This is a genomic window from Sphingobium sp. FG58 (assembly GCF_057809055.1).
Genome location: NZ_JBMDJF010000005.1, coordinates 183627 through 209815, shown reverse-complemented (window position 1 = coordinate 209815; position 26189 = coordinate 183627). Strand labels below are relative to the sequence as shown.

At 63.4% G+C, this 26189-nt stretch carries 27 protein-coding genes; 13 read left to right on the top strand and 14 right to left on the bottom strand.

Going from position 1 to position 26189, the window contains the following annotated elements:
* On the bottom strand, positions 1-1698 hold the full coding sequence (locus ACODR8_RS08945; RefSeq protein ID WP_489006919.1) for an amidohydrolase: 1698 nt from the start codon (positions 1696-1698) through the stop codon (positions 1-3).
* 113 nt (positions 1699-1811) lie between these two features.
* Positions 1812-2681, bottom strand: coding sequence for an NAD(P)-dependent oxidoreductase (locus ACODR8_RS08940; RefSeq protein WP_489006960.1), 870 nt, complete (start codon positions 2679-2681; stop codon positions 1812-1814).
* Between the two features lie 96 nt (positions 2682-2777).
* On the opposite strand from ACODR8_RS08940, the gene ACODR8_RS08935 reads away from it, so the two are divergent.
* The 3 genes from ACODR8_RS08935 (at position 2778) to ACODR8_RS08925 (ending at position 7599) form a co-directional block, all read left to right on the top strand.
* The gene (locus ACODR8_RS08935) at positions 2778-4025 is read left to right on the top strand and encodes a threonine ammonia-lyase (RefSeq protein WP_489006918.1); all 1248 of its coding nucleotides are present in this window, start codon (positions 2778-2780) and stop codon (positions 4023-4025) included.
* Between the two features lie 114 nt (positions 4026-4139).
* Positions 4140-4958 carry an arginyltransferase gene (locus tag ACODR8_RS08930; RefSeq protein WP_294131302.1) on the top strand — a complete coding sequence of 273 codons (819 nt, stop codon included), beginning with the start codon at positions 4140-4142 and terminating at the stop codon, positions 4956-4958.
* 145 nt (positions 4959-5103) lie between these two features.
* Positions 5104-7599, top strand: a complete 2496-nt coding sequence (locus tag ACODR8_RS08925; RefSeq protein ID WP_489006917.1) for an EAL domain-containing protein — start codon at positions 5104-5106, stop codon at positions 7597-7599.
* Positions 7600-7653: 54 nt separating this feature from the next.
* Here ACODR8_RS08925 and ACODR8_RS08920 read toward each other — a convergent pair whose 3' ends face one another.
* Together ACODR8_RS08920 and ACODR8_RS08915 are read right to left on the bottom strand one after the other, a co-directional pair.
* Complete coding sequence (locus ACODR8_RS08920; protein WP_489006916.1) at positions 7654-8745, bottom strand: RcnB family protein; 1092 nt, start codon at positions 8743-8745, stop codon at positions 7654-7656.
* Between the two features lie 165 nt (positions 8746-8910).
* Positions 8911-9396 (bottom strand): GAF domain-containing protein, encoded by a 486-nt coding sequence (locus ACODR8_RS08915; RefSeq protein WP_489006915.1) that lies wholly within the window; start codon positions 9394-9396, stop codon positions 8911-8913.
* Between the two features lie 103 nt (positions 9397-9499).
* Between ACODR8_RS08915 and ACODR8_RS08910 the strand changes: the two genes are divergently transcribed.
* Positions 9500-10465, top strand: coding sequence for a phosphatase PAP2 family protein (locus ACODR8_RS08910; protein ID WP_489006914.1), 966 nt, complete (start codon positions 9500-9502; stop codon positions 10463-10465).
* Here ACODR8_RS08910 and arfB read toward each other — a convergent pair.
* Together arfB and ACODR8_RS08900 are read right to left on the bottom strand one after the other, a co-directional pair.
* Positions 10462-10887 carry an alternative ribosome rescue aminoacyl-tRNA hydrolase ArfB gene (arfB, locus tag ACODR8_RS08905; protein WP_489006913.1) on the bottom strand — a complete coding sequence of 142 codons (426 nt, stop codon included), beginning with the start codon at positions 10885-10887 and terminating at the stop codon, positions 10462-10464. The two genes, ACODR8_RS08910 and arfB, sit on opposite strands and share 4 nt — an antisense overlap.
* A 30-nt stretch (positions 10888-10917) precedes the next feature.
* Positions 10918-11595, bottom strand: a complete 678-nt coding sequence (locus tag ACODR8_RS08900) for an RluA family pseudouridine synthase (protein WP_489006912.1) — start codon at positions 11593-11595, stop codon at positions 10918-10920.
* Between the two features lie 75 nt (positions 11596-11670).
* Between ACODR8_RS08900 and ACODR8_RS08895 the strand changes: the two genes are divergently transcribed.
* Positions 11671-12630 carry an acyltransferase family protein gene (locus tag ACODR8_RS08895; protein ID WP_489006911.1) on the top strand — a complete coding sequence of 320 codons (960 nt, stop codon included), beginning with the start codon at positions 11671-11673 and terminating at the stop codon, positions 12628-12630.
* Positions 12631-12801: 171 nt separating this feature from the next.
* Here the strand turns inward: ACODR8_RS08895 and aguB are convergent, their stop codons facing one another.
* Genes aguB through ACODR8_RS08880 form a run of 3 tightly spaced genes read right to left on the bottom strand, consistent with a single transcriptional unit; the run spans position 12802 to position 14968 of the window.
* Positions 12802-13650: an N-carbamoylputrescine amidase gene (gene aguB / locus ACODR8_RS08890; protein ID WP_489006910.1), complete on the bottom strand. Its 849-nt coding sequence runs from the start codon at positions 13648-13650 to the stop codon at positions 12802-12804.
* Positions 13647-13943, bottom strand: coding sequence for an energy transducer TonB (locus tag ACODR8_RS08885; protein ID WP_489006909.1), 297 nt, complete (start codon positions 13941-13943; stop codon positions 13647-13649). Before ACODR8_RS08885 ends, aguB begins: the two co-directional genes overlap by 4 nt.
* A 32-nt stretch (positions 13944-13975) precedes the next feature.
* Entirely contained in the window at positions 13976-14968 is a 993-nt protein-coding gene (locus ACODR8_RS08880; protein WP_489006908.1) for an agmatine deiminase family protein, read from the bottom strand.
* Positions 14969-15082: 114 nt separating this feature from the next.
* Between ACODR8_RS08880 and ACODR8_RS08875 the strand changes: the two genes are divergently transcribed.
* Complete coding sequence (locus tag ACODR8_RS08875; RefSeq protein ID WP_489006907.1) at positions 15083-15511, top strand: DUF6265 family protein; 429 nt, start codon at positions 15083-15085, stop codon at positions 15509-15511.
* Positions 15512-15609: 98 nt separating this feature from the next.
* Here the strand turns inward: ACODR8_RS08875 and ACODR8_RS08870 are convergent, their stop codons facing one another.
* The 3 genes from ACODR8_RS08870 to ACODR8_RS08860 form a co-directional block, all read right to left on the bottom strand.
* Positions 15610-17298 carry a M28 family peptidase gene (locus tag ACODR8_RS08870; protein WP_489006906.1) on the bottom strand — a complete coding sequence of 563 codons (1689 nt, stop codon included), beginning with the start codon at positions 17296-17298 and terminating at the stop codon, positions 15610-15612.
* 397 nt (positions 17299-17695) lie between these two features.
* A complete protein-coding gene (gene wrbA, locus ACODR8_RS08865; protein ID WP_489006905.1) occupies positions 17696-18295 on the bottom strand; it encodes an NAD(P)H:quinone oxidoreductase in 600 nt (199 codons plus the stop codon).
* Between the two features lie 108 nt (positions 18296-18403).
* A complete protein-coding gene (locus tag ACODR8_RS08860) occupies positions 18404-19123 on the bottom strand; it encodes a pirin family protein (protein ID WP_489006959.1) in 720 nt (239 codons plus the stop codon).
* A gap of 106 nt (positions 19124-19229) precedes the next feature.
* Here ACODR8_RS08860 and ACODR8_RS08855 point away from each other — a divergent pair, with 106 nt between their 5' ends.
* The 3 genes from ACODR8_RS08855 to ACODR8_RS08845 all read left to right on the top strand — a co-directional run bounded on the left by ACODR8_RS08855 (position 19230) and on the right by ACODR8_RS08845 (position 22123).
* The gene (locus ACODR8_RS08855; protein ID WP_489006904.1) at positions 19230-20123 is read left to right on the top strand and encodes a LysR family transcriptional regulator; all 894 of its coding nucleotides are present in this window, start codon (positions 19230-19232) and stop codon (positions 20121-20123) included.
* 208 nt (positions 20124-20331) lie between these two features.
* Entirely contained in the window at positions 20332-21039 is a 708-nt protein-coding gene (gene ctrA / locus ACODR8_RS08850) for a response regulator transcription factor CtrA (RefSeq protein WP_037488316.1), read from the top strand.
* A 136-nt stretch (positions 21040-21175) separates the two neighbouring features.
* Positions 21176-22123 carry an alpha/beta hydrolase gene (locus tag ACODR8_RS08845; RefSeq protein ID WP_489006903.1) on the top strand — a complete coding sequence of 316 codons (948 nt, stop codon included), beginning with the start codon at positions 21176-21178 and terminating at the stop codon, positions 22121-22123.
* A gap of 125 nt (positions 22124-22248) precedes the next feature.
* Here the strand turns inward: ACODR8_RS08845 and ACODR8_RS08840 are convergent, their stop codons facing one another.
* Positions 22249-22866, bottom strand: coding sequence for a hypothetical protein (locus ACODR8_RS08840; protein WP_489006902.1), 618 nt, complete (start codon positions 22864-22866; stop codon positions 22249-22251).
* Positions 22867-22966: 100 nt separating this feature from the next.
* A complete protein-coding gene (locus ACODR8_RS08835; protein WP_489006901.1) occupies positions 22967-24244 on the bottom strand; it encodes a S8 family serine peptidase in 1278 nt (425 codons plus the stop codon).
* An 89-nt stretch (positions 24245-24333) separates the two neighbouring features.
* On the opposite strand from ACODR8_RS08835, the gene ACODR8_RS08830 reads away from it, so the two are divergent.
* The 4 genes from ACODR8_RS08830 to ACODR8_RS08815 are packed head-to-tail and all read left to right on the top strand — an operon-like array spanning position 24334 to position 26182.
* On the top strand, positions 24334-24822 hold the full coding sequence (locus ACODR8_RS08830; RefSeq protein ID WP_006950045.1) for a sigma-70 family RNA polymerase sigma factor: 489 nt from the start codon (positions 24334-24336) through the stop codon (positions 24820-24822).
* Complete coding sequence (locus tag ACODR8_RS08825; protein ID WP_489006900.1) at positions 24819-25508, top strand: anti-sigma factor family protein; 690 nt, start codon at positions 24819-24821, stop codon at positions 25506-25508. The genes ACODR8_RS08830 and ACODR8_RS08825 overlap by 4 nt, the downstream gene beginning before the upstream one ends.
* Positions 25509-25550: 42 nt before the next feature.
* The gene (locus ACODR8_RS08820) at positions 25551-25895 is read left to right on the top strand and encodes a type II toxin-antitoxin system RelE/ParE family toxin (protein ID WP_489006899.1); all 345 of its coding nucleotides are present in this window, start codon (positions 25551-25553) and stop codon (positions 25893-25895) included.
* Complete coding sequence (locus tag ACODR8_RS08815; protein ID WP_489006898.1) at positions 25892-26182, top strand: helix-turn-helix domain-containing protein; 291 nt, start codon at positions 25892-25894, stop codon at positions 26180-26182. Before ACODR8_RS08820 ends, ACODR8_RS08815 begins: the two co-directional genes overlap by 4 nt.
* Positions 26183-26189 lie beyond the last annotated feature (7 nt).

Here is a 26189-nt window from a genome sequence, read left to right as displayed (position 1 = left end):
CTACTGCCCCTTCACATAGACGCGCTTGCCACCAATCCATGTTTCCAACACTTGCGTGGCGCGAATGTCCGCCGCCCGCGCCGTGGAGATATCCCGGTCGATCAGCAGGAAATCCGCCCGCTGCCCCGGCACCAGACTGCCAAAGCGTTTCTCGGCAAACCCGGCATAGGCAGCCTGCCGGGTAAAGCCATCCAGCGCTGCCTCGAAACTCACCTTTTGCTGCGGCAACCAGCCGCCGACCGGCTCGCCCTTGGCGTCCTCGCGGCTCATGGCGACGGCAATGCCAGCAAAGGGGTTGGGGCTTTCGACCGGCACGTCGGAGCCTAGGGCCAGCGGCACCCGATTGTCGAGCATCGCCTTCCACGCATAGGCGCCCGCCAGCCGCGCCTCGCCCAGACGCGCGGTCGCCATGCGCCAGTCCGACGCTTCATGCACCGGTTGCATCGACGCGACGATGCCGAACTGGGCAAAGCGGGGAAGATCGGCAGGGCTGACGATCTGCGCATGTTCGATCCGCCAGCGCCGGTCGCCCTTGTAGGTTTCCGACAATTCCTGAATCGCGTCGAGTATCTCGCTATTCGCCGCGTCGCCGATGGCGTGGGTGGCGATTTGGAAATTGTCCATTGCCGCCCGGCTCATGATGTTGCGGAGCTGCGTGTCGGCAATCATCGGCAGGCCGCGCTGGCCGGGCGCGTCGGCATAGTCGGCCTTGAGCCACGCCCCGCGCGATCCCAGCGCCCCGTCCAGCACCAGCTTGATCCCGCCCAGTCGCAGCCGGTCGTCATAGAGCCATGGGGTCGGTTCCGGCCCCGCGATCAGCGTCATATTTTCCAGCCCGGCGGCATATGCCATGATCCGCACGCGCAGCGCCCCGCGATCGGCCGAGCGGCGGAACGCCTGCCAATCCTCTATGCTGGTCCCCATGTCGGCAATGCCGGTGATCCCGGTCGCCAGCAGCGCGCGCTGCGCCTTTTCAAAGGCGATGTCGCGGTCCTTGGGTGCAGGTGCTGGAACGACCTTGGCGATCAGGTCCATCGCCTTGTCCACGAAAACGCCAGCCGGCTTGCCGGCCGCCATTTCGATTCGGCCCCCGACTGGTGCCTTGGTCGCCGCCGTCACGCCAGCCGCGCGGATCGCGGCGCTGTTGGCCCAGCCCGCATGGCCATCGATCCGCTCCAGCCACACCGGAATATCGCTGACCGCCGCGTCCAGATCAGCCGCTGTCGGGAATCGACCCAGCCCCCACTGCTCCTGATTCCAGCCCGTGCCGATGATCCATTTGCGCCCTGCGCCATCCTGCGCATAGGCCCGGATTTTCGCCTGTGCTTCGGCCAGGGAGGTTGTGGTCGACAGGTCCAGCGTGATGAGCGACAGGCCCAGCCCCATGACATGGCCATGCGCGTCGATCAGGCCGGGTATCAGCGTCTTGCCACCCGCATCCATCCGAAAGGACAGTCCCTTGGGCCGTTCGGGCCAGGGCTGGCCTTTTTTGGGCTTTTTGGGCTTATATTCCGGCTCCTGATAACGGTCAGGCAGCAATTTTTCGACCTTGCCCTCATCGTCGATCAGCAGCGCGCGGAAATGCACGATCCTGCCATTGGGATCGACCGCCATGCCGTTGACATTGTCGATGACGCCGGACGCGAAGGCGGGAAGGGGGAGCGCGAGGGCGGCGAGGGCAACTACCCATCCCGCCAATCCGTACTTCCCTCCGTCATCCCGGACTTGATCCGGGATCCAGGACGCCACGCGCAGCGCGGGAGACTCTGGATCCTGACTTTCGTCAGGATGACGACCGACCAAGTTACCGCTCACGCCCGCGTAATCCTTCGCACCAGCGCGCTCGTATCCTGCCGGTTGCCGCCCAGCGCCTGCACATCGGCGTAGAATTGATCGACCAACGCCGTCACCGGCAGCGTCGCGCCATTGGCCCGCGCTTCTTCCAGTGCCAGCCCTAGATCCTTGCGCATCCAGTCGACCGCAAATCCGAAATCGAAACTGTCCTGCGCCATCGTTTTCCAGCGATTGTCCATTTGCCAGCTTTGCGCAGCGCCGCCCGAAATCGCCTCGAACACCGCGTCCAGATCCAGCTCGGCTGCTTGCGCAAAGCGCAGCGCTTCAGCCAGTCCCTGCAACACGCCGCTAATGCAGATCTGGTTGACCATCTTGGTGGTCTGGCCCGCGCCTGCACCGCCGACATGGACGATCCGCGCGGCATAGGCGTTCATGACGATCTTCGCGGCAGTGACGGCGGGTTCGCTGCCCCCGCACATGATCGACAGCCTGCCATTTTCTGCGCCCGCCTGACCGCCCGATACTGGTGCGTCGACGCTGTGGATGCCGCGGCTTTCGCCTTCGACGAACAATTGCCGCGCGATCCGGGCCGATACTGTCGTGTGGTCGATGAACAGTCCGCCCGGCTTCATTGTGCGGAACGCGCCTTCGCGGCCCAGCGTCACCTGACTAAGATCATCGTCGGTGCCGACGCAACTGATGACGATGTCCGCTTCCTCGGCCGCCTTGGCCGGGCTGATCGCCACCGTGCCGCCATAGGCCTCCGCCCAGCTTTTCGCCTTGCCGATGGAACGGTTATAGACAGTCAGGCTATGCCCCGCCTTTGCCAGATGGCCTGCGATCGGGCCGCCCATGACGCCCAGGCCGATAAACGCGATATTAGCCATATGCCCCGTATATTTAATGCGCCAGACCCAGCCATAGGACCAGTTTTCCGACAGTGCCAGTTTCTTCACGCGCAATTTTCCGCTAGGGGCGGCTCCATGAACAGCTTAGCCAAGATAGAGAGCGCCTTGCCGCTGCCCATCACCGTCGATGACATTCTTGCCGCGCGGACCCGGATTGCCGGTTCCATCGTCAAGACGCCGACCCTGATTAGCCAGACGCTTTCGAATATGTTGGGCTGCAACGTCTATCTGAAGTTCGAAAATCTCCAGTTCACCGCCGCCTATAAGGAGCGCGGCGCATTGAATCGCCTGCTGCAACTGGACGATGCGGCCAAGGCGAAGGGCGTCATCGCCGCGTCGGCGGGCAATCATGCGCAGGGGTTGGCCTATCATGGCAAGCGGCTGGGCGTGCCGGTCACCATCGTCATGCCCACCACGACGCCGACGGTGAAGATCACCCAGACGCAGAGCCATGGCGCGACCGTGGTGCAATATGGCGAGAAATTCGACGACGCCTATGCCCATGCCCGCTTGCTGGAGGTAGAGCAGGGGCTGACCTTCATCCATCCCTTTGACGAGCCGGACATCATGGCGGGGCAGGGCACCGTCGCGCTCGAAATGCTGGAGGATGCGCCAGACATCGACACGCTGATCATCCCGATCGGCGGCGGCGGCCTGTTTTCGGGCATGGCGACAGCGGCGCGGGCGATGAAGCCCGATATCCGGCTGGTCGGTGTGCAGGCCGAACTGTATCCATCCATGTATGATTTCATCAAGGGCGCGGACCTTGCCTGCGACGGCGATACGCTGGCCGAGGGCATCGCGGTCAAGCAGCCGGGCGAACTGACTCGCCGCGTTGTCGAGCGGCTGGCGGACGACGTCCTGCTCGTCTCCGAACGGCGGTTGGAGGAGGCGCTGAGCCTGCTGCTCCAGATCGAAAAGACGGTGGTGGAAGGGGCAGGGGCCGCGGGTCTTGCCGCGCTGCTGACCTATCGTGAGCAATTTGTCGGGCGCAATGTCGGGCTGATCCTGACCGGCGGCAATATCGATACGCGGCTGCTGGCCAATGTGCTGCTGCGCGACCTTGCCCGGTCGGGCCGTCTGGCGCGGCTGCGGATCATCCTGCAGGATCGACCCGGCGCTTTGTTCCATGTTGCCAGGATTTTCGATCAGGAAGCGGTCAACATCCTGGAACTGGCGCACCAGCGTATTTTCACCAACCTGCCCGCCAAGGGGCTGAGCCTGGACGTGGAGTGCGAAACCCGTGATCGCGCCCATCTCCAGCGGTTGATCGCAGCGCTGGGCGAGGCGGGCTATGAGGTCGCGCCGATCGAGGTCGCCTGACACACGAACGGTCTGTTAACTTTTCGTGGTAAACGCTCTTTTCATAGGGACGCGGCAACGGCATAGTCGGGACATGATCCACCCGCGCCGCCGCCACGAAGGGGATATTGGAGCGTGACTGCACCCTTTCGTTTTCCCCGCTTCTTCGTGACCAATCCGTCGCCCTGCCCCTATCTGCCGGGGCGGAGCGAGCGGAAGGTATTTACCGAGCTGAACGGGGACAATGCCGCCGAACTGAACGACGCGCTTGGCCGGATCGGCTTTCGCCGCAGCCAGAATGTGGCCTATCGCCCCAGTTGCGCCGACTGTTCGGCCTGTGTGTCGGTGCGGGTCGTCACGGATGAATTCCGCCCCAACGCTACCCAGCGCAAGCTGATCCGTCGTAACAGCGACTTGACCGTCACCGCGTGCAAGCCCTGGTCGACCGAAGAGCAATATGCGCTGCTCCAGCGCTACCTGTCGGCGCGTCACCCCGGCGGCGGCATGACCGAGATGGACGAGATGGATTTTGCCGACATGGTCGAACAGACCCCGGTCGACAGCCATATCGTCGAATATCGCGAACCCGGCATTGACGGGCGCGTTGGCAAGCTGGTCGGTGCCTGCCTGACCGACCGGCAGGGCGACGGCCTGTCGATGATCTACAGCTTCTTCGACACTGAGCTGGACAATCGTCCGGGGCTGGGCAATTTCATCATCATGGACCATATCCTTCGCGCTTCGGCGGCGGGGCTGCCCTATGTGTATCTGGGCTATTGGGTCGATGGGTCGCAGCGGATGCAATATAAGGTCCGCTATCGCCCGCTCGAAAAATTGAGCCGGGCTGGCTGGGTCCGGTTTGATCCTGATGAACAGGATCAGGCTATTCGTGACGTGGCCCAACGGGACGAACCCCCGCTGCCAGTCGAACTGGCGAGCATGTTTCGCAAATAGCAGCCTGATTACATGGATTTCCGGCGATTTCTGCCCCTGCCAAGTAATTCGACCAAAATGACAGGAGTGTGAGAAGGTTATTTAACTTTCGCCGCTAGTGCTGTCATGATGAACGCGATGACGGCGACATGGGCGGGGGCTGGCGATGGATCGCTTTGCTGAACGCCGATTTGACGATTTCCGGCGGTTGCTGGAAAACGGTCAACGCACTGATAATTCATTACCATATCGAAACGAGCTACTCTTTTCGCCGGTCTTTGACCATCTGTCGCCTTCCCTGTCGCGCTGGATTGCCGATGCGCGGGGCCGGATATTGTCGACCGACCAGGATGGCAGCCTAACCGGTCGGACATGGCGTGCATTGCTGGACCGCGCAGACCGCCGCACTCTGCTGAAGGCCGCGTTCGCAGAGGAAGAACCGCAGCCCCTGACCGTGCGCTTGCTGGGGGCCGACGGACAGCGGCGCTGGTGCCTGATCCGTTTGCGACGGATGACCGGTACGGATGGTCTTGTCCGCTTTTATGGTACGGTCGAGGATATTCACGACCGCCACGATCGTGACGCACGCGCGCTGCAAAGGGCGCTGGCCGAAAGCCGCGAACATTATCGCTGGTCGGTCGACCTAAGCCCCCAAGTGCCATGGACGGCCGGACCCGATGGCGCGATCGAGGAAGTAGGACCGCTCTGGCTGAACCTGACCGGCATGACAGCGCAACAGGCGCTGGGGACGGGCTGGCTTGCAGTACTGCACCCCGATGACCTGACCCGCACCGTTGCCTTGTGGAGCGCGCATCTGGAGTCCGGCGCGCCGATAGATGTGGATTATCGCATCCGGCTGCGCGACGGCAGCTATCGCTGGATGCGCGCCCGCGCCGCTGCGCGCCGCGATGCGAAGGGGCAGATCGTCCGCTGGTATGGCACGCTGGAGGATGTCCACGCGCAAAAGCTTGCCCAGCACGCGCTGGCAGAGAGCGAGGAACGCTCTCGTCTGGCCGTACAGGCAGCCAGGCTGGGCATATGGGATTTCGATGCGACGACCGGTGTGCGTCGCTGGTCGCCCGAATTCCGCGAGATGCTGGGTCTGAGCGAGGATCAGCCGGCTACCAGCGAACTGGCGCTGTCGCTGGTCCATCCCGACGATCGCGAAACGCTGCGTGCCATGCTGGAAGCCGTGGCTGCCGGGGCCGTGCCGCCGCATTTCGAGGCGACGCTGCGGGTCCACCGCGCCAATGATGGCGCCCTGCGCTGGATCAGGAGCAGCGGCTGGACCACGCGATCGGAATCGGGACGGGCGCTGCGCGTCATCGTTACCTTTCTGGATGTCACCGAACAGCGCGATGCCGAGGATCGCATCCGCTGGGCCGCAACGCACGACCCCATGACCCGGCTGCCCAACCGCGCCTTATGGCAGGCGACGCTGGACGAGATGGCCGAACGACAGGCGCGCACCGGTAACCGCTTTGGCCTGTTGCTGCTCGACATTGACGATCTCAAGCGCACCAATGATTCGCTGGGCCATGATGCGGGGGACGCCTTGCTTTGCGCCTTTGCCCGGTGCCTTGCCGCGCTCGCGCCGCCCGACGCCGTGCTGGGACGGTTGGGGGGCGACGAGTTCGGCCTGATCGCGCCGTCATTGACTGATGGCGCGGCGCTGGAGGCGTGGAGCGCAAAGCTGATCGAAAGCCTGCGCATACCCCATGTCCATAATGGCCGATCGATCGATTGCGGCGTCAGCATCGGCGGCGCGCTGTTTGGCGATCATGGCGACAGGGCGGAGGATCTGCTCAAGGCGGCTGACCTGGCGCTTTACGCATCGAAGGCGGCCGGGCGTGGTCGCCTGACGCTGTTCCATTCCGATTTGCGGGCGCAGGCTCAGCAGCGCAGTTCGATGATCGGCATGGCACGAAAAATCATCGCCGATCGTCTGGTTACCCCCTATTATCAGCCCAAGGTCGACCTGCGTAGTGGCCGGGTGCTGGGCTATGAAGCGCTGTTGCGCTGGCACCATCCGCGTTTGGGCCTGCAATTGCCGGGCAGCATAGCGGCGGGTTTTGAGGATGCCGAAATCGCCGTCGCGCTGACCGGGCAGATGCTCGACGCGGTGTTGCGCGATGTACGCAACTGGTTGCAGGCCGGGCATGATCCCGGTCGGGTCGCGATCAATGCATCTGCGGCCGATTTCGCTCGCGACGATTTCGCCGAACGCGTGCTGGAGCAACTCGCCCTGTTCGCGGTGCCGCCGGAACATCTGGAAATAGAGGTGACCGAGACTGTTTTTCTGGGCCGGGGTGCAGGGCAAGTCGGGCGCGTGTTGCGGCATTTTTCAGATGCGGGGGTCCGCGTCGCGCTGGACGATTTCGGCACCGGCTTTGCCTCGCTCAGTCACCTGAAACAATATCCGGTCGACATTCTCAAAATCGATCGCAGTTTCGTGTCCAACATCGAACAGGATGCAGGTGACGCCGCGATCGTCGACGCCATCGTCAAGCTGGGCGGCAGTTTCGGCATGGATGTCGTCGCCGAAGGGGTGGAAAGCGCGGCCCAAGCCGATCGGCTGCTCGCCCATGGCTGCATCATCGGCCAGGGCTTTCACCTGGGCCGCCCGCAGCCCTTTGCCGTTATCACGCCGCCCAGGGCATAATGAAAAGGCCGCGCCCCTTGCAAGGCGCGGCCCTGATTTGTCGCCCTCAAACGCTTATTTGCAGCGGCACGCCCGGCGCGCTGGTTTGCGATAGCCGACGCGCTGGGTGACATAGGTCGTGGTCGTCGTTGTCGTCACCGCAGGCTCGATCGTCACCGTGGTCACGATCGGCGCTGGGTAGTAATAGCCGCCCGACACATAGCCGCCACCGCCATGGGTGGTGACGTGCGCCGGACCCTGCGCCCAGTGGGGCTGGCCTGCATAGGCTGGCGCATCGTAATCGACGCCTGGGCCGCGCACTTCGCCCTCGAACCGGCCCTCATAGGTGCCACTGGTGCGCCTGCCATCGGCGGTCGTCCAGGTGCCGGTCCAGCGGCCTTCATAGTCATTCTGGGTGGTCACGCTGTCGTCGGCATAACCATAGCCATAATCATAGCCGGCACCCGGACGACGCGGTGGCGGCGCGGCACCGCGACGGGGTGCATCCTCCGCCTTGTCGATCACTGCCCCAGCGATCGCGCCCACGCCTGCACCGATCAGCGTGCCTGCGGTGCGGTTGCCACGCCCGGCGATGCGGTTGCCCGCAACGCCGCCGACCACCGCGCCGATGGCCGCACCGCCAAGGCCATTGTCGGGCCGCCGATACGCATCACGATCGTCATAATAGCCATCGTCGCCATAGCCGCCCTCATACCGGTCCCAAGCCACATTGCTGCGGCTGTCATAGACCCGGCCATAACGGTCGGTCATGACCGCATCGTCATAATAGCGCGACCAGCCATAGCCAGCGGCTGGGGCGGGCAGGCCATAGGCGCCGTAATTGCCGATATAATAAGAAGGGCTGATCCAGTAGCGCGGCAGGACATAGCCATAAACGGGACGCTGATAGCCGTTCCAGCCACCCGGCGCGCGCCAGCCCGCATACCAGCGACCATTTTGCCGCGGACCCCAGCGGTGGCCACCGTTCCAGTTCATGCCCGGTCGGGGTGCGTGGGTCATCGGCCGACCGCCGCCCTTCCATCCGCCGCCTGACCAACCACCGGTCGTGCCATGGCCCATCGCCGGGCCGCTGCCCGCCAGTGCCGGGCTAGCCGCGCCCGCCAGCGCAATGCTCGCGCCCAGAAGGAGAAGGCCGGATGTCCGCATGGTTAACGCTCCCTGTTTTCCCGCGGCGGGAAAGCGCCACACGGGTCAAAATGCTAACGCTCTGTTTAGCATGGCGATCCGCGCCTATCCATGAGTCGGAGCGTTAAATCCTGTCCCGAAACGGGGCGGAAACGTGCGACTGTAGCGGGAAAGAGGGTTAACGCTTCAACCGATCCGCGCGGCAATCCGCGCGACCAATGCCTCCAGCCCCTGCGCATCATCCGAGTCGAAGCGGGCGGCAATCGGACTGTCGAGATCCAGCACGCCGATCACTTGGGCATCGACCATGACCGGCACGACGATTTCCGACGCGCTGGCTGCATCGCAGGCGATGTGCCCCGGAAAGGCATGGACATCGGCCACCAACTGCGTTTCGCCTGTCGCTGCCGCCGTGCCGCATACGCCGCGCCCCAGCGGAATGCGGATGCAGGCGGGCTTGCCCTGAAAAGGCCCCAGCACCAGTTCGCCCCCGACCATGCGATAAAAGCCCGCCCAGTTGAGGTCAGGCAAATATTGCCAGATGAGCGCGGCGACATTGGCCATGTTGGCGACCTGATCCGGCTCGTCGCGCGTCAGCGCATCGGCGGCGAAAAGCAGGTCGGCATAGAGCGTTGCCTTGTCGGCGGTATCGGTGGGAGCAAAGTCGAACATCGGGCGGATATAGGCGCGGTGGCGGAGCAGGGCCAGAGGGCGGCAATTCAGATATTGGTAACCTTGTTTTGCTAGCGCCTGACGGAACGAAGGGGGCAGCAGCATGAATATATTGAAATCCACCATACCGCCGGAAATCAGTATTTCTCTGTTGATGATCATTCTAATGCTAGCTTTTGCTGCCATTTTCCAGTTGCCGATCGTCTATCCTACGGGTGAACGAGCGGCATTTGTCGGCATACATTATCTATATCCGCTCATGGGCGTTGGGATATGGGGCGTCTTTGCTTTTTTCGGACAAAAACGGGCGCTGGCGCGTACGTTCCTGATCGCACTTCCATGCTATGTTGCCGTCTTGTTTGCACACTTCAATATCAAATTATGGATACCACATATAAATCCATATTTGTTTGACGATGTGTATTGGGAAATAGATCAGACTTTCCGACCATTGGTTGACTTATGCATAGGCATTAGAAGCTGGATGACTTTGTTCATTCCATATGAAGCCAATTTTTATATGATTGGTTACATTGGGATGTTCTATGGAAGTTTTTGCTATCATGCATTCCGCACGCCGGATAAATTTTCAGAGTTGGTCATTGCAGCATTACTTCTGCAAACTATAGGAACATTAGCCTATATCGTTGCGCCTGCTATCGGTCCGTTTATCTATGAAACCGGTGTGGATCCCATGGTTACGGGAGGCCAACACAGCATGTTGGAATTCTACAATCATTCTGTCGCGGAAGGGCCAAGTTGGCTAGCGCGCAATGGTGGGACGGCCTTTACCGTAGGCTTGGCCGCCATGCCATCGCTCCATTCCGCAGCAGCGTTCCTATTTCTCAGTTTCGCATGGAAGCATGGGCGAATTCTGGTGCCGCTCTATGCCTTCATTACCTTCTTCATTTTCGTTACAGCTGTTGCCACACGATGGCATTATCTGATTGACGTGCCATTTGGTGTTTTGATCGCGTGGCTTAGCCTTAAGGGCGCGGAACGCCTGTCGCGGGCGCAATCGATGCAACCCGCATCATGGTCTCGGCCGTTGGCCGAACAACCTGCCTAATCCACCCGCACCTTGCCGCGCCCCTGCTTGACGGTCGCGCGCTTTACCTTGCCGTCTACCCGGCGTTTTTGCGAGGCTTTGGTGGGTTTGGTCGGGCGGCGTTTTTTGGGGACGATGGTGGCTTCGAGGATCAGAGCGATCAGGCGGTCGCGGACATCCTGCCGGTTGAGCAGTTGCGACCGCGCGCCTTCGCTGCGCAGGATCAATATGCCATCGCGCGTCATCCGCGATCCGGCAAGGTCCGCCAGCCTGTTTTTCACCGCGTCGGGCAGACCGGGCGAGTTTGCCACGTCGAAGCGCAGCAGCACGGCGCTGTCGGTCGTGTTGACATGCTGGCCGCCCGGACCCGACGCGCGGGTATAGGTTTCGACAATCTCGTCGCTATCGATCGCGATGGAGCGGGTGATGGCGATGGCGACCATGGCGCGACTGTATCCGCTCGACCGCGCCGGTCAAAGCCCGGCTTCGTCCAGCAATTCTTGCCCGAACCCGGCGTCGGCAAAGGTGGCGGGCAGGGGAGCGGTAGCCTCGGCCGCTGGCTTTTCGCCGCGCGGGATGCTCAAGAATCGGCTGTGCAGCAGCATCGGCACGCCTCCCTCGCCATAAACCGGATCGCCGACAATGCCGAAGCCGAGACCATGCAGCGCATGGACGCGGATCTGGTGGGTGCGGCCGGTCTGGGGCGTGAAGGCGATCAGCGCGTGACCGTCCTTCTCCGCGACCTTGCGCCAATGGGTGACGGCGACCTTGCCCGCCTTGGCCGGGATCATGCGCCAGCCTTCGCTTGCGCTGCTGATCTTGGACAGGGACAGTTCGATCGTGCCGCTCTCTTCGTTTGGCACGCCGTCAACGACCGCGACATAGCGTTTGGCGACCGTCCCTGCCTCGAACGCACCGGCGAAGCGCTTGTGCGCCTTGGGATTGCGGGCGAGCAGCAGGCAGCCGCTGGTGTCGCGGTCCAGCCGGTGGACCGGCAGCGGCCAGCGGGCAAAGCCGAAGGTCAGCGATTGCAGGTGATTTTCGAGTGCGATCGACCCGTCGCGCGGGGCATCGACCGGCAGGCCGGCTGGCTTGTCGAGAATGATGGCCTCGCCATCGATGAAGAGGACATGGTCGGTAAGCAGGGCCAAGGGATAGGGGTCCGATCGGGAAGCAGGGCAGGGGCGCATTGACGCGCGCGTCCCGTCCTATAGGGCGTGGAGGCGATGGAGCATAGGGGGGCGATCGATAAGGAAGCGGGCGACCGGCTCGATTGGGTCGATGTCGCACGCGGCATCGGCATCGTTGCCGTCGTGATCGGCCATGTGTGGACGCGCGGGCCGGTGCGCGACGCGCTCTACAGCTTCCACATGCCGCTGTTTTTCATATTGTCAGGGATGCTGTCGCGACCGCAGCCAACGGGGCGTTTTGCCATGCGGCAGGTGGCCAGCCAAATGCGGCCCTATGCCATCTTCCTGACGCTGCTGATTGTCGCCGATCAGATCATCGAGCCGCTGAAGGGCGGGCGGCCGATTTTTCACCAATGGCCGGGCGATCTACTGCCGATCCTGCTGGGCGGCTTCTGGCTGCGCGGGCCTTATACGATTTTCTGGTTCGTCCCCTGCCTGATGGTCGCGCGCATCCTGTTCAACATCGTGCTGTGTCGCTGGCCCAATCCGCTGGATCGGCGCTGGGCGCTGTTGCTGGTTCTGGTGACGGGGGTGGCTTATGCCCTGAGTTGGATGACGCAGGCGTCGCCGCTGGGGTTGCTCGCCGTGCCGATGGCGTTCGTGTTGCTCTGGATCGGCGCGGCGTGGGCGCGGGTCGGCTGGCGCAACGCCATGATCGGGCCGCTGGCGCTGCTGTCGATGGCCGGTCTGGCGGGGTGGTTTCCAACGCTCAATATGAAGGTCGCCGATTATGGCTGGCCGCTGTTGTCGATCGGGTCGGCGATCGCGACATCGCTGCTGATCGTCGCCATCGCCCGCCGCATCGCGCCTGATGCCGCACCGCTGGCCTCGCTAGGCCGGGCGTCGCTGGTTATCATGTATCTGCATGTGGCCTTTATCCACTATCTCTCGCCCTATCTGGGCAAGATGTGGTTGCTCCCGATTGCGCTGATAGTGCCGTATCTGCTGTGGCGGCTCATCGGCACCAGTTCACCGGCAAAACGCATTCTGCTATAGTTGGAGGCATATTGCCCCTCATCCGTTCGTTTCGAGCCCTTCGACTGCCTGCAAGGCAGGCGCTCAGGACAGGCCAAGGTCGAGAAACCCGACGCTGCGTTACAGTTTCTCGACTACGCTCGAAACGAACGGCGGTTGGTGCTTCAGTCCAAAAATCGCCGTCAGTATCGTTCAGATGTCCTGCGCGATCCGCCCGTAAAGGTCGGGTCGCCGGTCGCGGAAGAAGCCCATGCCTGCGCGGTGGGTGCGCGCCTGCGCCAGATCGAGCGTCGCGACCAGCGCGCCGAGATCCTTGGCATCGGCTTCGGCGGCGAAATCGCCCCACTGGTCGCTGATGAAACTATGGCCGTAGAAGGACTGGCCATCCTCTTCACCGATGCGGTTGGCGGCGATCACCGGCATACAGTTGGACACGGCATGGCCGATCATCGCACGCCGCCACATCCGGCTGGTGTCGAGGTCCGCATCATAGGGTTCGGAGCCGATCGCGGTTGGGTAGAACAGCATTTCCGCGCCCATCAGCGCCATCACTCGCGCGCATTCGGGATACCATTGATCCCAGCAGATGCCGACGCCGATCGTGCCATATCTGGTCGGCCACACCTTGAAGCCCGTATTGCCGGGGCGGAAATAATATTTCTCCTCATAGCCCGGCCCGTCGGGAATATGGCTCTTGCGATAGACGCCCATAATCTCGCCAGAATCGTCGATCATCGCGAGCGAATTGTAATGATGCTGGCCGTCGCGTTCGAAGAAGCTGGTCGGGATGTAGACGCCCAGATCCTTGGCCAGCTTGCGCATTTCCTGCACGGCGGGATGCTCGTCCAACGGCTGCGCGCGCGCGAACAAAGCCTCATCCTCGACCCGGCAGAAATAGGGGCCTTCGAACAGTTCGGGCGGCAGGATGATCTTCGCCCCGCGCGCGGCGGCCTTGGCCACATGGGTCGCGACGCGGGCGATATTCTCGCTCATGTCGTCGGTGAAAGCGAGCTGGAGCGCGGCAACGGTTACTTTGGTCATTGCGGAATTCTCCAGACAAGGCGGCTTTCGTAGACATCTTCCATCGGCTCACCTTTGGCGTTTCGGGCTGGTTTAAAACGAGCGCGCTTCATTATTATCTTGCAGGCCGTATCGTCTAAATCTTGTGAACCAGAACTCTGTGTGACGGTGCAATTCTTCGCTACGCCATCAGCGCCTATGGCGACTTTGAAATGCACAACCTCTTCGCGTTCCTCTTTTAAGGCTCGCTTCGGATAATCTTCGGTGGAGACTCGACCGCTTTGGGGAATTGCACCGGAGGAGAAGCAGCTCATGATTGCGATAAGTGGGAGGCAGACTTTCAGTCTCATTGCTCACCTATTGTGGGCATTTGCTGGCTGCAACAGTGGAAGCTGCCGCCGCCCGACAATATGGCATCGCTGCGCAGGCCGACAATATCTCGCCCCGGAAAGAAAGGGGTAAGCGTATCGAGTGCCGCCTGATCATTGGGCCGGCCATAGATCGGCACGATGACGGCCGCGTTGCCGATATAGAAATTCATATAGCTGGCCGGAATAGCCTCCCCATCCACTATCACCAGCCCCGGCGAAGGGATGTCCACCACTGTCACGCCATGCGCTTTGGCGCGCGCCCGTGCATCGGCGTAGATCGCCGCGTTGGGATCATCATCGGTCGTGGCGATCGGCAGGGCCAGAAGCCCTTCGCCCACGAAGCGCGCCAGATTGTCGACATGGCCATCGGTATGATCGTTCAGCAACCCGTCGCCCAGCCAGAGCATGTCGGAGAGGCCGAGGCTCCCCGCCAGCAAAGTCTCGATCTTGCCCCGGTCGAGGTCGGGATTGCGATTGGGGTTGAGCAGGCATTGCTCGGTGGTCACGAACAGGCCGGTGCCATCGGTATCGACCGCGCCGCCCTCGAATATCCAATGTTGCGTCGATGTCGGCAGGCCGGTGGTCGCGGCCAGCCGTGCGCCGATATCCTCGTCGCCGGGCATCTGATATTTGCCGCCCCAGCCGTTGAAGCCGAAATCGAGCAGCGCCCGCGCATTGCCGTCCAGCACCGCGATCGGCGCGGTGTCGCGCAGCCAGACATCGCCCAGTCTCTGTTCGACGATCGTGACGCCTGGCGCAACCAACGCCCGCGCCGCGTCCGCATTGGCGGCATTAGCGACAACGAGCCGGACATGTTCGCCCTTGCCCCCGGCATAGAGTGCGCTGGCAAAGGCGGCGATCTGCGCCCGCGCTTCCTCAAACGCGCCGGGCCATTCGGCGGGGTTGGTCGGAAAGCCGATCCAGGTCCAGTCGTGCGGCGCCCATTCGGCAGGCATACGGAAAGTCATCTGTCTGTCCTCACTCGGCAGTCGCGGCGATGCGTGATATTATAGGTCGGGGCGCTCCATAGCGTGGCGCGTCCGGTCTGGACAGGGGGAGAGCGGATCATGCGCGCACTAATCATGAGCCTCATGCTGGCGATGACGCCTTTGACGGCGCAAGCGGACGAGCTGCCCGGCTGGATTGCGGGGGCATGGGTGGAACGCAATGGTGAGAGCTGGTCGGAGGAGTATTGGTCCGGCCCGCGCGGCGGCATATTGCTGGGCGCGGCGCGCACGGGGAAGGGGGAGACGCTGGAATTCTGGGAACAGACCCGCATCCAGATCGACCCCGACGGCAGCATTGCCTTCTACGCATCACCCAAGGGCGCGCGCGCCGCACGTTTCGCCATCGAATCGCAGAGCGCGACGGAGATCGTGTTTGCGGACGCCACCCATGATTATCCCCAGCGCATCCGCTACTGGCGCGACGGCAAGCTGCTCAAGGCCGAAATCTCGAAGATCGACGGCAGCGAAAAGCAAAGCTGGTCCTACGCGCCGATGGGGGAATGAAATGCCCTGCCAAATGAGCGACGTGCTCCCGCGCAGGCGGGAGCCCAGTTGAGACATTGGAACTGTGCTCCCGCCCGCGCGGGAGCACCGGGCAGCCCTTATTTCCCCGCCCGATCCTTGTCGCGGATGCCCCGGAATTCGTCGCCTTCCACCCAGTTGGGCCAGTCGCTGCCGGTCGCCAGATCGCGGCCCACGCTATAGTAAAGCTTCAAGTCGGCCAGCACCCCGGTCCAATCCCAATTGGGATCATATTCATCCTTGGGTCCGTGATAGCGGTTCTTGGTATAATCTTCCGCGGCGGCCATGCCTGCCGCCGTGCCGCCATTGACCAGATCCTCGCCGCCCTCGAAATAGAGCATCGGCAGGCCATGCTTGGCGAAGCTGAAATGGTCCGAGCGGTAATAATAGCCCTTCTCCGGGGTCGGCTCCAGTGTCGCGACGCGACCCTGCGCGCCCAGCGCCCGGTCGAGATAGGCGTCGAGCTGCGACTTGCCCTTGCCGATCACCACGACATTTTTGGCTAGCCCCGCGACCGACAGCGCATCCATATTCACTCCGCCGACGGTCTGCGCGAAGGGGAATATAGGATTGCTGCCATAATAGGCCGATCCCAACAGTCCCGATTCCTCCGCCGTCACCGCCAGAAACACCTGGCTGCGGTCGGTCGGTCCGGCCTTCACATTGGCCTCCGCCAGCGCAACCAGCGCTGCCGTGCCGGTCGCATTGTCGACCGCGCCGTTGCAGATATCGTCGCCATCGGGCGCGGCCTGACAACGGCCCAGATGATCCCAATGGGCGCTGTAGAGGACATATTCGTCGGGCTGCGTCTTGCCGGGCAGCAGCGCCACGACATTTTTCGACATATGTTTGCGCAGGTCATTGTCGAACGACACCGACGCCTTGACCGCGCCCAGCGGCACCGCCTTGAACCCCGGCTTTTTCGCCGCTGCCATCTGGGCGGTCAGGTCCAGCCCGGCGCCGGCGAACAGGGCCGCTGCCTTGTCCTTCTGAATCCAGCCGATCGCGGCGGAAAGGCCCGCATTACCGTCCGCGCTGTCGGCGACATGCTGCGCCCCGGTCCAGCTCGACTGCACGACATTCCAGCCATAGGCGGCCGGCACCGTGTCATGCACGATGATCGCGGCGGCTGCGCCCTGCCGCGCGGCTTCCTCATATTTATAGGTCCAGCGGCCATAATAGGTCATCGCCCGGCCATTGAACGGCCCGGTCAGCCCCGGCGTTTCATAATCGGGATCATTGACCAGGATGATGACCGTCTTGCCCTTCACATCGACCCCGGCATAGTCGTTCCACCCCTTTTCAGGCGCGTTGATGCCATAACCGACGAACACCACCGGGCTGTCCTTGACCGCAATCTTCGGCTGGGTCGTGCGATAGGTGCCGACGACCATTTCCGGGCCATAGGTCGCGCTGACCGCGCTCTTCCCTCCGGTGAAGCTGAGTGGCGAGACATTCTTCGCATTGATCTCGACCAGCGGCACATCCTGAAACCAGCTGCCCTTGTTGCCGGGTTTGAGGCCCAGCTTGCCGAACTCGGCGGCGAGCAGCGCCAGCGTCTTTTCCTCGCCCGCGGAGCCGGGCGCGCGGCCTTCATAGGCGTCGGACGACAATTCCTTCACCAGCCGCTTCATCGTGTCGATCGACGGCTCGACCGCAGCCGGAGCCTTGGCGGATGCCGACGCAGGCGGCGCATCGGCACCGTCGCTGGTGCAGGCGGTAAGTGGCAGGGCAAGGGTGGCGGCAAGGGCCAGCAAAGACGTTCGCATCAGGGCATATCCCTCAAAAAATCATTGTTATACGATTGTGATGTCCCGTGATGCCATTGTGCGAGGGCAAGGGCAAGCAAGGGGATTGCGCGGTTTGTCCGCCTCGCTTAGCCCCTGAACCAACAGGAAGAATTTGGGGACAAGCTGGAAGGCGCGGGGAAGCGTAGCCAACTCGTCATCTATGACGGGTTGGCCCACAGCCTGAACGACAGTGATGCCCGCGCCGATATGTTGCAGAAGAGTGCCGACTTCCTGCTCGCAGCGGGGAAATAGTTTAAAAAAAGGAGGCTGGCGCACAGTCCCGGCGCGCCAGCCTCCTGCCGCTTGCCTTAACCTTTGGTACGACCCGGAGGCTCGGCAGCTGCAATCTCTAGACGATGTGATCAGTCGATAACCGTCAGCCGTGCAGCTTGATCGCGGTTTCGGCGATGCGGCGGCCCTGATAGCGGGCGCCGTCCAGTTCCTCTTCCGACGGCTGGCGGCTGCCATCGCCATCGGCCAGCGTGGTCGCGCCATAGGGCGATCCGCCGCGCACCTTGTCCACGCCCATCTGGCCCTGGAAACCATAGTCCAGACCCACAATGGTCATGCCGAAATGCAGCAGGTTGGTGATGATCGAGAAGAGCGTGGTTTCCTGCCCGCCATGCTGGCTGGCGGTCGAGGTGAAGGCACCGCCGACCTTGCCGTTCAATGCGCCACGCGCCCACAGGCCACCGGCCTGATCGAGGAAGGCGGCCATCTGGCTGGACATCCGGCCAAAGCGGGTGCCGGTGCCGATTACGATCGCGTCGTAGTCCGCCAGTTCCGGGACGGTTGCGACGGGGGCATCCTGATCCAGCTTGAAATGCGCGTTCTTCGCGACTTCGAGCGGCGCAGTTTCGGGTACGCGCTTAATATCGGCCTGAGCGCCAGCCGCGGCTGCGCCTTCGGCAACCGCCTTGGCCATCGTTTCGATATGACCGTAGGAGGAATAATAAAGAACCAGAACCTTAGCCATGATGTGTCTCCTTATAGGGTGGAAAAGAGGGTGCCGCCCGCGCAAGGGGAGGGGGAGAGTGCGCGGGCGGCGGCCGGCCCGTCCGGGGGGAAGGACGGGCCGGTAACTTCAGATGCTGTCGACCAGGACGATTTCGGCGTCCTCGATCGCGGTGATGGTGATGGGCGCGCCGCCGATAATGGCTGCGCCATCGCGTGCCTCGAACGTCTCACCGTCGATGCTGATCCGTCCCGTGGCAGGCACGAGATAGAGGTGGCGACCGTCGGCGCTGTCATAGGTTACGCTGTCGCCCGCCCTGATCGTGCCACCCAGCAGGCGGGCATCGGCGCGGATGCGCAGGGCTTCTGCGTCCTCGTCATAGCCGCTGGCCAGCACGACCAGCTTGCCCGAACGCTCACCGCGCGGAAACGGCTTGGCGCCCCAGCTTGGGCTGCCGCCGCGTGTGCGCGGGATGACCCAGATCTGGAACAAAGTGGTGATCTCATCCTCCAGATTATATTCCGCATGACGGATGCCGGTTCCGGCCGACATCACCTGAACATCGCCCGCTTCGGTGCGGCCCTGATTGCCCAGGCTGTCCTTGTGCGTGATCGCGCCGGTGCGGACATAGGTGATGATTTCCATGTCGGCATGGGGGTGGGGCGGGAAGCCCGAACGCGGGCCGATCTCATCATCATTCCATACCCGGATCGCGCCCCAGTGCATGCGGTCCTCGTCATGATAGTCGGCGAACGAAAAATGGTGCCGTGCGTTCAGCCAGCCATGATCGGCGTGGCCGAGCGACGCGAAGGGGCGGCGCTCGATACGGTTTGCTATGTGCGTGTTCATATCCTTGCCTTTCCGAATATCGACCGGACATTCCGGCTTGCTTTCCGCTAATCTAGTCATCAGGATCGTTTCCGAAACACGCAGCATTGAAACGGATTGTTTCCCCATGCGACTACCTGATTTTGAGGCCTGGGCGATGTTTGCCGCCGTGGTCGAACATCGCAGCTTCACCGACGCGGCCAAGGCGCTGAGCGTGTCGAAGGCGACCGTGTCCAAGGCCGTGACCCGGCTGGAGGAACATCTCGACACCAGCCTGTTCAACCGCACCAGCCGCCGCCTGGCGCTGACCGAAAGCGGCAAGAGGCTGGCCGATCACGCCCATCGTATTCTTGCCGAAGGACAGGCGGCGGAGGAGGCGGCGCGCGAAGAAACCGCCGATCTGTCGGGCGTTGTGCGGCTGGGTGCGCCGATGAGCTTTGGCCTGCAACGCATCGCCCCGCTGATCGCCCGCTTTACCCAGGAGCATCCGCTGGTCGATGTTGACCTGCATCTGTCCGACGCGCATATCGACCTCATTGAAATGGGGCTGGACGCGACCATCCGCATTGCCGACATGCCCGACAGTTCGCTGCGCGCCCGCCGCCTGGCCGATGTGCATATTCATGTCGTCGCGTCGCCCGCCTATCTGGCGGCACGGGGAAGGCCGGTGCATCCCTCGGATCTCAGCGGCCATGACTGCTTCTGCTATTCCAATGTGACCACGCCCGACGTGTGGCGCTTTACGGGGCCGGGGCAGCAGAATGTGGTGGTGCAGGTCCGATCGCGCCTGACGGTCAACAGCGGCGACGCGATGTTGCCTGCGTTGCGCGCGGGGGTCGGTATTGCCCGGTTGCCCGATTTTATCGTCGGCGAAGCGCTGGCCAGTGGCGAACTGGAAGAGTTGCTGATCGACTGGCGCGCGCCGCCCTTTGGCCTCCACCTCGTCACGCCGCCATCGCGGCTGCGCCCCGCCCGCGTCGATGCGCTGCTGGATTTCATCACCCGGCATCATGGGTGTTAAAGCTCGTTTCGCAGGTGAATCTTTCTTGACTCGCCAGGAATCATTTCGGCCTCAACTCTTTGTAAACAGATTCGTTTTTGGACGACTCGTGGATTTCTGCGGGTTAGCGAAAAATTAACCTTTGTCCTTCAGAAGTTTTTTGGTTAATGAATTGATGCGGACGCCGTTCTGGTGGGGTGAACGGACCTGCGACACAAAGGGGCTTCACATGCGCGTGCTGCTGATTGAGGATGAACCGACCACCGCCAAGGCGATTGAGCTGATGCTCACGACCGAAGGTTTTAATGTCTATACGACCGACCTGGGCGAGGAAGGTCTCGATCTCGGCAAGCTGTATGATTACGACATCATCTGCCTGGATCTCAACCTGCCTGACATGCACGGCTATGACGTGCTGAAGAAGCTCCGCGCTGCCAAGGTGCAGACCCCGGTGCTGATCCTGTCGGGCATAGCCGAGATGGACAGCAAGGTCCGCTCCTTCGGCTTCGGTGCCGATGATTATGTGACCAAGCCCTTCCATCGCGAAGAGCTGATCGCCCGTATCCATGCCGTGGTGCGCCGGTCCAAGGGCCATTCGCAATCGGTCATCCGCACCGGCAAGCTGGCGGTCAATCTGGACGCCAAGACGGTGGAAGTGGATGGCAATCGCGTTCACCTGACCGGCAAGGAATATGCCATGCTGGAGCTGCTGTCGCTCCGCAAGGGTACGACCCTGACCAAGGAAATGTTCCTCAACCATCTCTATGGCGGGATGGACGAGCCGGAACTCAAGATTATCGACGTGTTCATCTGCAAGCTGCGCAAGAAACTGGCGCTGGCGTGCAGTGGCGACAATTATATCGAAACCGTCTGGGGCCGCGGCTATGTGCTGCGCGACCCGGAAGAGGCGCTGGAAGAACAGGCTAAGGTCGCCTGACGCTTCGCGCCACACGCGCTTACCAGGGGGTGGAAAGGCCGATGATCCGTCAGGATCGTCGGCCTTTTCCGTTGTGGCAGGGCGCGGGCTGGCATAGGATAATGTCCGACGAGGATACAAAGCCGCAGGAGAGGCCATGACGACCCGCCATCTGATCGACCCCGAAATCGCCCCGGTACTGGATATGCTGCCGGAACTGGAACTGAGCCATGACATCCTGCCGTTCATGCGGGAGGGCATGGCGGCGATGGAGGCACAGGGACCGGTAGCGATCCCCGATATCCGGTCGATTCCGGGCCGCGATGGCGCGCCCGATGTGGCGCTTCATATTTTCAATGCCGATCCTGCCCGCCCGCCTCGTCCAGCCATTTTGCACATCCATGGCGGCGGCATGATTTTGGGTACGGCCGATATGGCGAGCCGATCGATTGGACCGATGGCCGAAGCGATGGGTTTCGTTGCTGCCTCTGTTGACTATCGGCTAGCGCCCGAAACGGCCTTTCCGGGGCCGCAGGAGGATTGCTATGCCGCGCTCGACTGGCTGGTGGCGCAGGCCGATACGCTGGGTATCGATCCGCAGCGCATCGTCGTGATGGGTGAAAGCGCGGGCGGCGGGCTGGCGGCGGCGCTGGCGTTGATGGCGCGGGACCGGGGCGACATCGCGCTGGCCGGGCAGATACTGATCTATCCCATGCTCGACCATCGCACCGGTGGGCATGACTGCCGCTGGCAATCGGCCAGCACCGGCGAATTTATCTGGACACGCGCCTCCAACCAGTTTGGCTGGGGCGCATTGCGCGGCGATTATGGCTGCGATGACGCGCGCAAGGGCTGGTTCTCGCCCGCTCTGGCGGATGATCTGGCTGGCCTGCCGCCGACCTATGTGGCGGTGGGTGCGCTCGACCTGTTCCTTGACGAGGATCTGGATTTTGTGCGGCGGCTGGCCGGGGCAGGGGTGCCGGTGGAATGTCATGTCTATCCAGGCGCTATCCATGCCTTCGACATGGTGGCGACCGCGCGGGTCGCGCAACGCGCCCAGCGTGATTTGACTGATGCGATCGCGCGGATGCTTGTCCTAGACTGACGCAAAAAAATGGGCCGACGATCCGGTCTGGCCAAGATGGCCTTCCAAATCGTCGGCCCGGTCAGGCGGCGGGGCGGGATGCGACGGCTTGGAACTTGGCCGCCGCCCCCCTTTCCCCTGCGGGGTCAATCTTCCGCCTGACTTTCGGGAGCGGCACCGGTCGAACCGGCACCTTGTCCACCCCCAGAAACCTGGCCGCTGGCGTCGATCGATGCTGCGCCATTCACAGCGCCAGTGGCACTGCCAACGGCCGATCCAGCCCGATCCCGAACCGCGCCTGCGGCCTGTCCAGCCCGGTCCTTCGTTGCACTGACGGCGCCGCTTGCCCGATCCCGTACTGCGCCGACGCCGCTATCGGCCCGGTCACGCACATTGCCGACGGCATTGCGGGCGTCGCTGGTGCCGAGGGTATCGACCGCCAGGCTGCCGCCCGCCGATCCGTTGGCCGAACCTGAAGCGCTGCCGCTGCGGCTTTTGTCCCTGCGGGTCAGCGAACCGCTGGCACTGCCATCGGCGCGGCCATTGCCAGACCCGCTCGCCCCGACCCGGCCATTGTCGAGGTCGATGCTGCGGTCGAGGCCAAGGCCACCGCTGCCCGATCCGCCCAGCGCGCCGCCAAGGCCGCCGACCGATCCACCCAGCAGACCGCCACCGCCGCCGCTGCCACCCAGCAATTGGGCCGAAGCGGGAACTGCGGTCAGCGTTGCGATACAGGCCGCCACGATCATGAACTTGCTCTTCATCGCTCATCTCCTTGTTGATTGTCGATGCAATGCAGGGACAACGGGAGGAGGCAGGCATTTCATCCCGCGCAGGCGGGAAAAATGCGTAACCGGCTAAAAATCAGTCATTATTTCTGCATGTGCCGCAGATGATACCCTGGCCGAAGCCGCGCGCCTTGCCCTTTGGCGCTTCTGCTTCGGCCCGCAGCGCGGTCAGGCTGCCCCGCGCCAGCAACCGCCCGGCGACCAGCGGCGCTGCAAAGCTGGTGCCGCGCACCGCGCCCTTGCCGCCATCGCTGCGCGCCGCATTCATATCCGCCCCCGGCGCGGCAAAATCGACATGGGCGGCGCGTCCCGCTTCGGGTAGCAGCCGCCCGCGCCCGTCGATCCCCGTAACCGCGATCACCCCGGCGTAGGAGGCGGGATAGGCGGGCGGTGCGGCCGGGCCGTCATTGCCGACGGCGGCGACCACGGTAACGCCCTTGTCGCGCGCCAGCCGGATCGCGCCTGCCAGCAGCGGATTGTCCGGCCCGACCAGACTGACCGTGACGACCGGCACCCCGCGCGCCGCCATCCATCCCAGAGCGCGCACGATCGCAAAGGCGCCGCCGCCAGCCGGATCGTCGCCATAGACATCGGCGACCAGCAAAGCCGCGCCCGGTGCAGCACCCCGCACGCTGCCCGTGCCGCTGATCAGCGAGGCTACCGCCGTGCCATGGGCGCTGGCCCTTGGCGCACCGCGCGCAAAGCCGCGCTGTTCGATCGGCCCGCTCAGCGCCGGATGCCGCGCGACCCCGCCGTCGATCAGCCCCGCCGCGCTGCGTCCCACCGTGCCGCTGCTTGCCAGTACGCCCGCTGCCGCGCCGCTGGCTGACCCACCGGGGAAATAAAGATTGTCGGCGCTGGCCTGCGCCTTTGGGGCGATGCGGCGCACATCTTTCAGCGCCCGCGCCAGACTGCGACCCTGTGGCACTTGCAGCCGTGCGATGCTGAGGTCCAGCCCCTCCACCGCCTCGCTCTCCACGCCAAATCCTGCGGCCCTCAGCGCATCCAGACTGGCTGCATCCGCACCGGTCAGCAATATCACCCCGCGCCGTGCCGGCTCACGCCGGTCGTCCAGCTCGACCATATCGCCATGCCGCCGGAGCAGATCGCCGATCCGCGCCGCCCGCGCCTCGATCAACGTATCGGCCAGCCGTGCCGGAGACAGGCGCTCCAGCCCGCTGCCTTCAATAACGCCACCGACCCGGTCCAGTACCTCCGGCACGACCTGGCCTACCGGACCGCCCAGCAATTGCGCCTGCGCGCCCGGCGCGATCAGGATCAGCCCGGCGATCATCCATGGGCGGGTCAGTCTCATGTCGCTCTCACCGGTCCTTTCGGGTGCATAATGATCCATCGCACAAATATTTCCGTTTTTTCTCAAGTCGTGGGATGAAACGACCGGGCAGGCCCGTTTCATCCCCGGAACATGTGATTGGAGGCCCGATGTCGTTCGAGCATGATTTGCTGGCGATCCTGCCCAGGCTGCGGCGCTTTGCCGCCAGCCTGTCGCGCGATCGTGCCGATGGCGACGATCTGTGCCAGGCCGCGCTGGAGCGGGCGCTCAAGGCGCGCGACCAGTGGCAGCCCGGCACCCGCCTCGACAGCTGGATATATCGGATCATGCGCAACCTGTGGATCGACGAGGCCCGCGCGCGCCAGCGGGCTGCCAAAACCTTTGCCCCGGCTGAGGCTGGTGAGCATGTCGGCCATGCAGGCGACCGGGACATAGAGGCGCATGTCCATCTGTCCGATGTCGACCGGGCGATGCAGGCGCTGCCCGACGAACAGCGCGAGGCGATCGCGCTCGTGCTGGTGGAGGGGCTGTCCTACAAGGAAGCCGCCGCCGTGCTGGGGGTGCCGATGGGGACGCTGACGTCGCGGCTGGTGCGCGGGCGCGGGGCGCTCATTGAACTGATGGGGGAAGCGGCATGACCGACATTGACGAAGCCATGTTGATCGCGCTGGTCGATGGCGAACTGGACGAAGTGACACGTCGCCGCGTCGATCGCGCCGTGGCGGACGATCCGGCGCTGGCGGAGCGACTGGCGATGCACCGCCGGTTGCGGGAGCGGCTGGCGGGCCATTATGCGCCGATCGCGCAGGAGCCGGTGCCGGGGGCGATGCGCGCGCTGGTGGAGGAGAGCGTCAGGGTGGTGCCGCTGGCGCGCCCGGCGCAGCGTTGGCGGGGTTGGGCGACGGGCGGGGCGATCGCCGCGAGCCTTGTTCTGGGACTCAGCCTTGGCCGCTTGACCGGTGGGGAGGGCGGCCCGATCGGCCTGCATGATGGCGTCATGGTCGCGCAGGGCGCGTTGGCGCGGGCGCTCGACACCCAGCTGGCATCGGCGCAGGGCGATAGCGCGATCCGCATCGGCCTGACCTTCCAGCGCAAGGGCGGCGGCTGGTGCCGCAGCTTCGACGGCGCGGTTGCAGGCGTCGCCTGCCGCGAGGGCGATGGCTGGCAGGTGCAGCAGGCGTTGCCGGGTGCCGGACAGGGTTATGCCTATCGTCAGGCCTCCTCCAGCGACGCGCGGGTCATGGCGACGGTGGATGCGCTGATTGAGGGGGAGCCTGTGGATGCCGGGGGCGAGGTGGATGCGCGGGCGAAGGGGTGGCGTTGACCATGCGTCATTGACCTATGCGTCAATAGCGCATAGATAGGCATGATGCATCGCCTTCATACCGTCGTCGAGCTGGAGTCGTTTCTTAAGCGCGCCAGAGCGATCATGTCGGATGATGAGCGGGTCGGGATCGTTCGCTTTCTGGCGGCAAACCCGGAGGCCGGAATCTCGCTCGGCGGCGGTCTGCGCAAGGTGCGTGTCGCGCGTGAAGGTGGCGGCAAAAGTGGTGGCTATCGCACGCTCTATGTGTTCGGTGGCGACGCGATGCCGCTGTTTCTGCTGACGGTGTTCGCCAAGAATGAGAAGGATAATCTGACCAAGGCCGAACAGGCGGCGGCGGTCGCTTTGAGCAAGCAATTGCTTGCAACTTACGGAGCCAGGTCATGAGCGAAGTCTATGAGAGCCTGATGGAAGGGCTGAACGAAGCGCTGGCCTTTGCCCGTGGCGAAAAGACCGGAGCTGTGGTGCATCAGGTGGAAGTGCCGGTCGTGGATGTGGCGGCGATCCGGGCCAGCACTGGTCTGTCGCAGGGTGCGTTCGCGCGCAGCATTGGTGTCGCCAAGGGGACACTGCTCAACTGGGAGCATGGTCGCCGTCGTCCCACCGGTCCCGCGCAGGTGCTGCTCGCCATGATCGCGAAGAAACCTTCGCTGGTGAGCGAATTGCTGCGTTAGTCCCTCT